Source organism: Leifsonia sp. SIMBA_070, assembly GCF_046534635.1.
In the GTDB taxonomy this organism is placed as follows: Bacteria; Actinomycetota; Actinomycetes; order Actinomycetales; family Microbacteriaceae; genus Leifsonia.
The window spans coordinates 1-236 of sequence record NZ_JAWRYK010000946.1; the positions used below are offsets into that span (position 1 = coordinate 1).

1 rRNA gene is annotated in these 236 nt (G+C 48.7%); it reads right to left on the reverse strand.

Going from position 1 to position 236, the window contains the following annotated elements:
- Positions 1 to 236 (reverse strand): 23S ribosomal RNA (locus SB754_RS22985); the annotation flags it as partial.

Here is a 236-nt window from a genome sequence, read left to right on the forward strand (position 1 = left end):
TCGCTCGCCGCTACTCAGGAAATCGCATTTGCTTTCTCTTCCTCCAGGTACTTAGATGTTTCAGTTCCCTGGGTCTGTCTTCCATACCCTATGTATTCAGGTAAGGATACCATACCATTACGTATAGTGGGTTTCCCCATTCGGAAATCTTCGGATCAAAGCTTACTTACAGCTCCCCGAAGCATATCGGCGTTAGTCCCGTCCTTCATCGACTCCTAGTGTCAAGGCATCCACCG